Annotated in this window: 7 protein-coding genes; 4 read left to right on the forward strand and 3 right to left on the reverse strand. The window is 69.9% G+C overall.

What is annotated here, in order from left to right; genetic code table 11:
- On the reverse strand, positions 1 to 298 hold a 298-nt coding region (locus D7Y13_RS35005; RefSeq protein WP_439329251.1), incomplete at its 3' end, for a BlaI/MecI/CopY family transcriptional regulator.
- Positions 299 to 514: 216 nt separating this feature from the next.
- Here D7Y13_RS35005 and D7Y13_RS35010 point away from each other — a divergent pair.
- The 4 genes from D7Y13_RS35010 to rimO are packed head-to-tail and all read left to right on the forward strand — an operon-like array spanning position 515 to position 5,237.
- Positions 515 to 2,155: a ribonuclease J gene (locus D7Y13_RS35010; RefSeq protein ID WP_120536739.1), complete on the forward strand. Its 1,641-nt coding sequence runs from the start codon at positions 515 to 517 to the stop codon at positions 2,153 to 2,155.
- 24 nt (positions 2,156 to 2,179) lie between these two features.
- Positions 2,180 to 2,677 carry a YajQ family cyclic di-GMP-binding protein gene (locus tag D7Y13_RS35015; protein WP_120536738.1) on the forward strand — a complete coding sequence of 166 codons (498 nt, stop codon included), beginning with the start codon at positions 2,180 to 2,182 and terminating at the stop codon, positions 2,675 to 2,677.
- A gap of 11 nt (positions 2,678 to 2,688) precedes the next feature.
- Positions 2,689 to 3,804, forward strand: a complete 1,116-nt coding sequence (locus D7Y13_RS35020; RefSeq protein WP_120585420.1) for a hypothetical protein — start codon at positions 2,689 to 2,691, stop codon at positions 3,802 to 3,804.
- 32 nt (positions 3,805 to 3,836) lie between these two features.
- The gene (gene rimO / locus D7Y13_RS35025; RefSeq protein WP_370450824.1) at positions 3,837 to 5,237 is read left to right on the forward strand and encodes a 30S ribosomal protein S12 methylthiotransferase RimO; all 1,401 of its coding nucleotides are present in this window, start codon (positions 3,837 to 3,839) and stop codon (positions 5,235 to 5,237) included.
- 117 nt (positions 5,238 to 5,354) lie between these two features.
- Here the strand turns inward: rimO and D7Y13_RS35030 are convergent, their stop codons facing one another.
- Both D7Y13_RS35030 and lolA read right to left on the reverse strand, forming a co-directional pair.
- Positions 5,355 to 6,776: a hypothetical protein gene (locus D7Y13_RS35030; protein WP_120536735.1), complete on the reverse strand. Its 1,422-nt coding sequence runs from the start codon at positions 6,774 to 6,776 to the stop codon at positions 5,355 to 5,357.
- A 15-nt stretch (positions 6,777 to 6,791) separates the two neighbouring features.
- Positions 6,792 to 7,532, reverse strand: a complete 741-nt coding sequence (gene lolA, locus D7Y13_RS35035; RefSeq protein WP_208734519.1) for an outer membrane lipoprotein periplasmic chaperone LolA — start codon at positions 7,530 to 7,532, stop codon at positions 6,792 to 6,794.
- Positions 7,533 to 7,542 lie beyond the last annotated feature (10 nt).

A 7,542-nucleotide genomic window follows, 5' to 3' on the forward strand; every position in this document is an offset into this window, starting at 1 on the left:
GCTCCACCTCCTCCGCCGACAGCGGCACCGCCTCCACCAGCCGCGCCACGAGCGATGAAGCGGTGCCGTCGAACACCGTCGCCACCAGGTGCCGCACGCTCTGGGCCTCGTAGGCCTCACGCGACAGCCGCGCCGAGTACAGGTGCCCGCGCCCTTCCTTGCGGCTGTGCACCACGCCCTTCTGCTCCAGGATGCGCAGCACCGTGGACACCGACGTGTAGGCCAGCTTGCGCTCCGGCGGCAGCGCCGCGAGCACGTCCGCCACGCTCACCTCCCCCTGCTTCCACACGAGCTGCATCAGCTCCAGCTCCACCGGCGTCAGCGGCCGGGACTCCTCGACGGACGGCGACCTGGACACGGCGGCGACCTCCCCTGACGACGAACTAAGGACTTAGTTCCAATACAACTAAGCCTTTAGTTGAGCGACGTCAAGCAGGCGGCCGGTGGAGGGGAAACGGGAGGGGGGTGCGGATTCCCACGCGTCAGGTGGGGCAAGTCCTTAAACTGCGGACACATGCTCCACGTCATACCTCTGGGCGGCCTCGGCGAAATCGGCCTCAACGCCATGGTGCTCGCCTGCCGTGGGGAGCTGCTGCTCATCGACGCCGGCCTGATGTTCCCCTCCGCGGGGATGCCCGGCGTGGACATCATCGTCCCGGACTTCACCCACCTGAAGCGCAACGCCGCGCAGTTCAAGGGCGTGGTGCTGACGCACGGGCACGAAGACCACATCGGCGCGCTCCCCTACCTGCTCGACGAGTTGCCCGTGCCTGTCTACGGCACGCGCTTCACGCTGGCGCTCGCACGCAACCGCCTGGAGGAGTTGGGCGTGGAGGCGGACCTGCGCGAAATCGAGCCGCGCTCGCCCTTCAAGGTCGGCACCGCCTTCACGGTGGAGGCCACGCGCGTGACGCACACCGTGCCGGACGCGGTGGGCTACATCGTCCGCACGCCCGAAGGCACCATCATCCACACCGGCGACTTCAAGCTGGATCCGGATCCCATCGACGGGCTGAAGACGGACCTGGAGCGCTGGGGAGAGGCCGGCGAGGAGGGCGTGCTGTGCCTCCTGTCGGACTCCACCAACTCCGAATTGGTGGATGAGACGGGCAGCGAGCGCGTGGTGCAGACCACCTTCGAGCGCCTGTTCCAGGAGACGAAGGGCCGCATCGTCGTCGCGCAGTTCTCCTCCAACCTCCACCGCGTGCGCCACATCCTGAGCCTCTGCGAGCGCACCGGCCGGCTCGTCGCCCTTCAGGGCCGCAGCATGGTGCGCAACGTGGCCCTGGCGCGGGAGATGGGCTACCTCCAGGTGCCCGACTCGCTCTTCGTGCACATCGACTCCGTGCCGAAGCTCGCGCCCCACCGCGTGGTGGTGCTCACCACCGGCGCCCAGGGGGAGCCCCGCGCGGGCCTCACCCAACTGGCCCACGGCGACGGGCCCGTGCGGCTGGAGGCCGGCGACCTGGTCATCGTCAGCGCGCGCCCCATCCCGGGCAACGAGCGCTCGGTGGGCGCGCTGCTCGACCAGCTCCACTGGCGCGGCGCCCGCATCGTCTACGCCCAGGTGGAGCCCGGCGTGCACGTCTCCGGACACGCCAGCCGCCCCCAGCAGCGCCGCGTGCTGGACATCGTGAAGCCCCGCCACTTCGTCCCGGTACATGGGGAAGTCCGGCACCTGCACCGACACCTGACCACCGCGCGAGAGTCCGGCATGGCGCCCGAAGGGCTGCTCCTGGCGCACGACGGCGACGTGGTGACGTTCGAGGAGGGGCGGGGCCGCTTCTCCGGCAGCGTGCCGTCCGGGCGCATCCTGAGGGAGCGCTCGGGCAGCGGGGTGGTGACGCCGGAGACGCTCCTGGAGCGCAACCGGCTGGCGGAGACGGGCATGGTGGCCGCGGTGGTGGTGCTCCGGCGCGACACCCAGGCCCTGGTGGCGGGCCCTCAGCTGTCCGGCCAGGGGCTCTCCCCGGACGAACAGGGGGTGCTGTCCAAGATTGCCCTGGAGGCGAAGGCCTACTTCGAGGAGCTGAACCCACAGCTGCGCGGGGATGACGCCCTGGCGCGCGAGGAGCTGGTCCGGGCGGTGAAGCGGGCCTTCAAGCAGCACACCACCCGGCGCACCCTGGTGGTGCCCTTGGTCGTCCGGGTGTAGGTATGGTAAGGGCGGCCATCCCCCATGCCCTCCTTCGACGTCGTCTCGAAAATCGATCTGGCTGAGCTCGACAACGCGGTCAATCAGACCAAGAAGGAGCTCAGCACGCGCTATGACTTCCAGGGCGTCAACGCCGACATCGTCGTCGCCCCGGACAACACCTCCGTCACCGTGAAGGCGAACAGCGAGGACAAGGTCCAGGCCGCCAAGGAAGTGCTGCTCTCGAAGCTGGCCAAGCGAGGCATCAGCCTGCGGGTGCTGGAGTTCGGCGACATCGAGAAGACGGGCCTCGCGAACGTCAAGCAGCCCATCAAGCTGCAGCAGGGCATCCCGGTGGAGAAGTCCAAGGAGCTCATCAAGGTGCTCAAGGACTCGAAGATCAAGGTGCAGGGCTCCATCCAGGCGGATCAGCTTCGCGTGACGGGCAAGAACCGCGACGACCTGCAGGCCGCCATGGCGCTGTTCCGCAAGGAGCAGGACCGGCTGAGCCTGGACATGCAGTTCACCAACTTCCGCGACTGAGTCCTTCCGCCATGCACGCCGCTCCCCTGGCTCCGCTCACGCTCCTGCTGCTGGCCACCGCCACCCCTTCGTTCGCGCAGGACGCCGCGCGCCCCAGCCGTCCGGTGCCCGTGCTCAAGAAGGCGCCGCAGCCGGAGAAGGGGCTCAAGGACTTCGGCTCGCCCATGGTCCTCAAGCCGCTGACGGTCGAGGGCGCCACGGCGAACTTCTCCGCCCGTGTGGGCTGGCGCAAGGACACGCTCTTCGTCGGCGTGGAGGCCACGGACAACCAGCTGCTCGCCGGCGACCTCATCACCCTCACCCTGTCCTTCCCGGACGCGGGCCCCACCGCCTCCGGCTACACCTACCGCTTCGCGTTCGACGGCCAGCGCACCTCCCCGCCGGAGAGCGGCACGCCCGCGTTCGCGCAGAAGCTGGTGAACGCCGCCGTGCACCGCCAGGGCGACACGCTGTCCGTGGTGGCCCTGGTGCCGGTGCGCGCCCTGCCCCGCTTCCCCGCGGTGGCGCCGCTCGTCATGGACCTGTGCATCACCTACGAGGACCAGGACCAGGTGGGCGCGAAGACGGTGCCGGTGTCCAACTGCACGGGCGGGACCACCATGGTGGGCGAAGCGCTGCGTCTGCCCGACGACGCGCGCAAGAACCTCAAGCTCAAGCCCCCCGCGTCCGTCACCGCCCTGGAGGCTGCGCCCACCGGCTGGCTCGGCTGGGGCATCCTGCCGTACCCGGACTGGGCCCAGGGCGAGGCCCCGCTCAACCCGGCTTCACTCCGCGCGCTGGTGGCCCCCAACGCGGTGGACGCGACGAAGATGGGCGTGAACGTGCCGGATGCTTTGAGCCTGCCGGACGGACGACCGGTCGTTACGGTGCTCACCGGGAAGAATCCCTATGCCGTCGAGGGTCAATGCGACTCCGACGACGAGCTTCGGATGGGGCTCTACGTGGTGTCGGGGAAGACGGCGCAGCAGGCGCTCGAGTGGCCGGCCGCCACCTGTGCGCTGGGTCGCGCCAGCTCCGTCGAACTGGATGAAGAGGGAGCGCTGACCATCGGTTACTCGAACGGCGCCATCGTCAACTTCGTTTGGAGTGCGGACCACTTCGATCGAACGGAAATCGGAAAGCGGTAGACGCAGTGGAAGACACCAAAAGCCTGTACATGATGACCCTCGGCTGCCCGAAGAACCGGGTGGACTCCGAGGTGATGCTGGGCACGCTGCGCACTCGCGGCTATTCGCTCGTGCAGGACCCCGCGGCCGCCCAGGTCATCGTCGTCAACACGTGCGCCTTCATTGGCCCGGCGAAGCAGGAGTCGGTGGACTCCATCCTGGAGATGGCGGAGCTGAAGAAGACGGGCGCGTGCAAGACGCTCGTCGTCACGGGCTGCCTGTCCCAGCGCTACGGCCAGGACCTGTCGCAGGAGATGCCGGAGGTCGACCACTTCCTGGGCACCAGCGCCTACGCGCAGATTGGCGACCTGTTGGCCGCCGAGGCCTCGCCGCGTCAGGTGATTCCGGATCCGGACTACATCCACAACGCCCAGACGCCGCGCATCAACTCGATGCCGAAGTACACGGCGTACCTGAAGATTTCGGAAGGCTGCGACAACGCCTGCGCCTTCTGCATCATCCCCACGCTGCGCGGCGGTCAGCGCTCGCGCACGGTGGAAGACATCATGGCCGAGGCGCGCAACCTGGCCGACAGCGGCGTGCAGGAGCTGAACCTCGTCGCGCAGGACCTGACGGCGTACGGGCATGACCTGCCCGGCAAGCCGAAGCTCCACGAGCTGCTCAAGGAGCTGGTGAAGGTGGACGTGAAGTGGATCCGCCTGCACTACGCCTACCCGCGCGTGTTCCCGGACGAGCTCATCGACGTCATCGCGTCCGAGCCGAAGATCGCCAACTACCTGGACATGCCGGTGCAGCACGCCAGCGACAAGCTGCTCATGTCCATGAAGCGCGGCCGCAACTCCAAGTTCCTCAAGGAGCTGCTCACCAAGCTGCGCGAGCGCGTGCCGAACCTGGTGATGCGCACCTCGCTCATCGTCGGCCTGCCGGGTGAGACGGAGGAGGACTTCGAGCTCCTGAAGGAGTTCGTGAAGGAGCAGCGCTTCCAGCGCCTGGGCGTCTTCCAGTACTCCGACGAAGAGGGCACCTCCGCGTTCGACCTGCCGAACAAGGTCCCCGCGAAGACCATCGAGCGCCGCTGGCGCGAGGTGATGGCCATCCAGAAGCGCATCAACCGCGAGCAGAACAAGAAGCTCGTGGGCCAGAAGCTCACCGTGCTGGTGGAGGGCCCCAGCGAGGAGTCCGAGCACCTGCTGGTGGGCCGCCACGAGGGCCAGGCGCCCGAAATCGACGGGCAGGTCTACATCAACGACGGTCTGGCGTACCCGGGCGAGTTCGTCACCGTGGAGGTGACGGAAGCGCACGACTACGACCTCATCGCCCGCGTGGTGGAGCGTCCGGATCCGAAGCAGCGCACGCACACCCCGCGCGAGGCCCTGCCCGCGCCCGTGCCGATGAAGGCGCTGAAGCGTCCCGCGGAGCCCCGGCCGGAGTAGTCACCCGCCACGGTCGAACAGGTATCCTCGGGCCCCAGCTCGCGCTCCTCGACGGGAGGCGGCTGCGGGCCCGAACCTTTTGGCGGGGCGGCCATGCCTTCCCCGAGCGGCACCGCGCTACTTCGGATCCTCGGGCTCCAGCTCGCGCTCCTCGACAGGCGGCGGCTGCGGGCCTGAACCCTTGGTGGGCATCGCCACGCCCTCGCCCAGCGGCGTCGGCTGGCACTCGCACACCGTGCGCCGCGACGCGGTCTCCGTGACGAAGGCGCACGTCGTGGGGCACTCGGGCTGACGGCCCTCCTCCACCAGGGACACCGCGTAGCTGCGCGCGCCCTGGAGCGCGGCGTGACACGCGGGCAGGCTCTGCGCCAGTGACGCCCACGGCAGCCGGTGCTGCGTGTTGGCGCCTCGCAGGGTGGTGGGGAAGCTCAGGCCCACCTGACAGCCCGTCTCCAGGCGCTGGCCGTCCGCGCCCCGGGGCTCCACGTACAGGCGCACGCCCTCGGGCACGTCCCGGTACACCGCGCCGGAGAGGGCCACCGCGCCGTCCGGCTCGGGGCGCGCGAAGACGCCGTAGCAGGCCTCCTCGCTGAAGGCCCCGCCCTCACCCGCGCACTGCTGCCGGCCACTGGCCTCCTCGGGCATCCGCACGTGCGGCCTGCGGAGCACCAACGCCCCACCCTGCGCGTCCACGGTGGCGGTGAAGCGGCCCCACACGTCCGGGCCCAGGCGGCCCAGGCTGCTCTGGGAGGGCCAGCGTCCAGCGGCCTCCATCACCAGGGGGCGCGCGCCCAGCCCTTCGGCGACCTCCACCGCATCCACGACGAAGGTGCGCGGCGGCAGGCCCGCGGCCGTCTCCAGGGGCTGAAGCCCCTGCGCCAGCGCCGGGTCCACCGCCAGCCGGGAGAAGGGCTCGCGCGTGCCCAGGACGAAGGGCCCGGTGATGCTCGCGGTGCCTTGCGTCACCTGCACGGCCAGCAGCGGCCAGTCCCCCACGGGCTCGCGGCTGAGCTCCACCACGTGCGACTCGCGCACCGCATCCGAGGCGCGCAGCTCCGCTTCATGGGCCTCCCGGGGACGCGTGGCGGTGAAGGTCACCTCGCGGCGCAGCGGCTCCACGGTGAGGGCGTACGGGGCCAGCACGTCCTGCCCCAACGTCACCGAACAGCCCTGCTCTCCGGACAGCAGCACCGTGCGCAGCGGCGGCGCCACCGGGCCCACCGTCAAGAGCGGGGCCTGCACTTCCGGCCAGGAGCGATACCCACCGGAGGACTCGGGCACGCGCGCGGTGCCCGCGGCCGTGGGCGGCCCCCCTTCGAAGCAGCCGGAGGACACCAGCGACAACGGCCGAGCGACGTCCAGCACCACCGGCACGGCACGGCCCGCGAGCCGTCCCGCGACGGTGAGCCGCAGCGCGGGGGACGACAACAGGGGCAGCGTCTGCCCCACGAGGCTCGTCGGACGCACGGGGCCCGGGGGCGCGGCGGAGTGACATCCCGCGCCCAGCAGCACGCACCCCACCAGCAACACGCCGCGCATGGAGGGCGGCCCTTCCTACGGCGCCTTCGCCTTGGTGAAGTCGTCCACGCGGGTGCCCTCGGGCGGGTTCAGCTTGAAGCTGTCCGCCGCGATGCCCACGTTCGTCTTCAGCTCCAGGAACGAGATGGTGTTCTCACTGCCGTCAGGGTCGACCACGGTGCTCTTGAGCACCTGGGCGGACGCGGGGTCCACCTCCAGGCGCACCTGACGGAAGCGCGGCTCGGTCTTCAGGGGATCCAACACCAGCAGCGTGCCCTTGCAGTCCTTGCAGTCGCCCTTGGAGATGGCGAACTCGTCCGCGAGCTTCCCCTGGCCGAAGAGGAACGTCACCGACGCGGAGAGCTGGTTGGTGTCCACGGCGGCCACCGACAGCGTCTGCGCGGCCGGGTCGTACGCGTACACCTTGCTGCCCGCGAGCACGAAGGTGCGCGGCGACGGGTTCGCGTACTCCCAGCGCATCAGGCCCGGCTTCTTGTACGTCACCGTGCCCGTGGAGGACTGCGTGCGGCGGAAGGTCTTGTACTTGTAGTCCTGCTTGAAGCCCGACTTGAAGTCGTTCGTCTTCTCGTAGAAGGCCTGCATCCGGTCCACGAGCGTCTTCACCTCGGGCGTCATCTTCGGTGCGGGCTTTGTGGCGCTGGCGGCCGTGCCCGCATCCGGGGACTTCGCGGCGGCGGGAACGGCCGTGCCGGCATCCAGCGCGGTCGTGGGCTTCGGCGCGGCGGCGGGCTTCGGAGCGGGCGCCGGCTGGACCACGGGAGCGGCG

The sequence above is a fragment of the Corallococcus praedator genome, from assembly GCF_003612125.1.
Classification (GTDB): domain Bacteria; phylum Myxococcota; class Myxococcia; order Myxococcales; family Myxococcaceae; genus Corallococcus; species Corallococcus praedator.

Excerpts from the sequence above, each read along its gene's own strand:
- D7Y13_RS35010 (WP_120536739.1), top strand. The coding sequence starts at position 515 with ATGCTCCACGTCATACCTCTGGGCGGCCTCGGCGAAATCGGCCTCAAC.
- D7Y13_RS35015 (WP_120536738.1), top strand. The coding sequence starts at position 2,180 with ATGCCCTCCTTCGACGTCGTCTCGAAAATCGATCTGGCTGAGCTCGAC.
- D7Y13_RS35020 (WP_120585420.1), top strand. The coding sequence starts at position 2,689 with ATGCACGCCGCTCCCCTGGCTCCGCTCACGCTCCTGCTGCTGGCCACC.
- rimO (WP_370450824.1), top strand. The coding sequence starts at position 3,837 with ATGACCCTCGGCTGCCCGAAGAACCGGGTGGACTCCGAGGTGATGCTG.
- D7Y13_RS35030 (WP_120536735.1), bottom strand. The coding sequence starts at position 6,776 with ATGCGCGGCGTGTTGCTGGTGGGGTGCGTGCTGCTGGGCGCGGGATGT.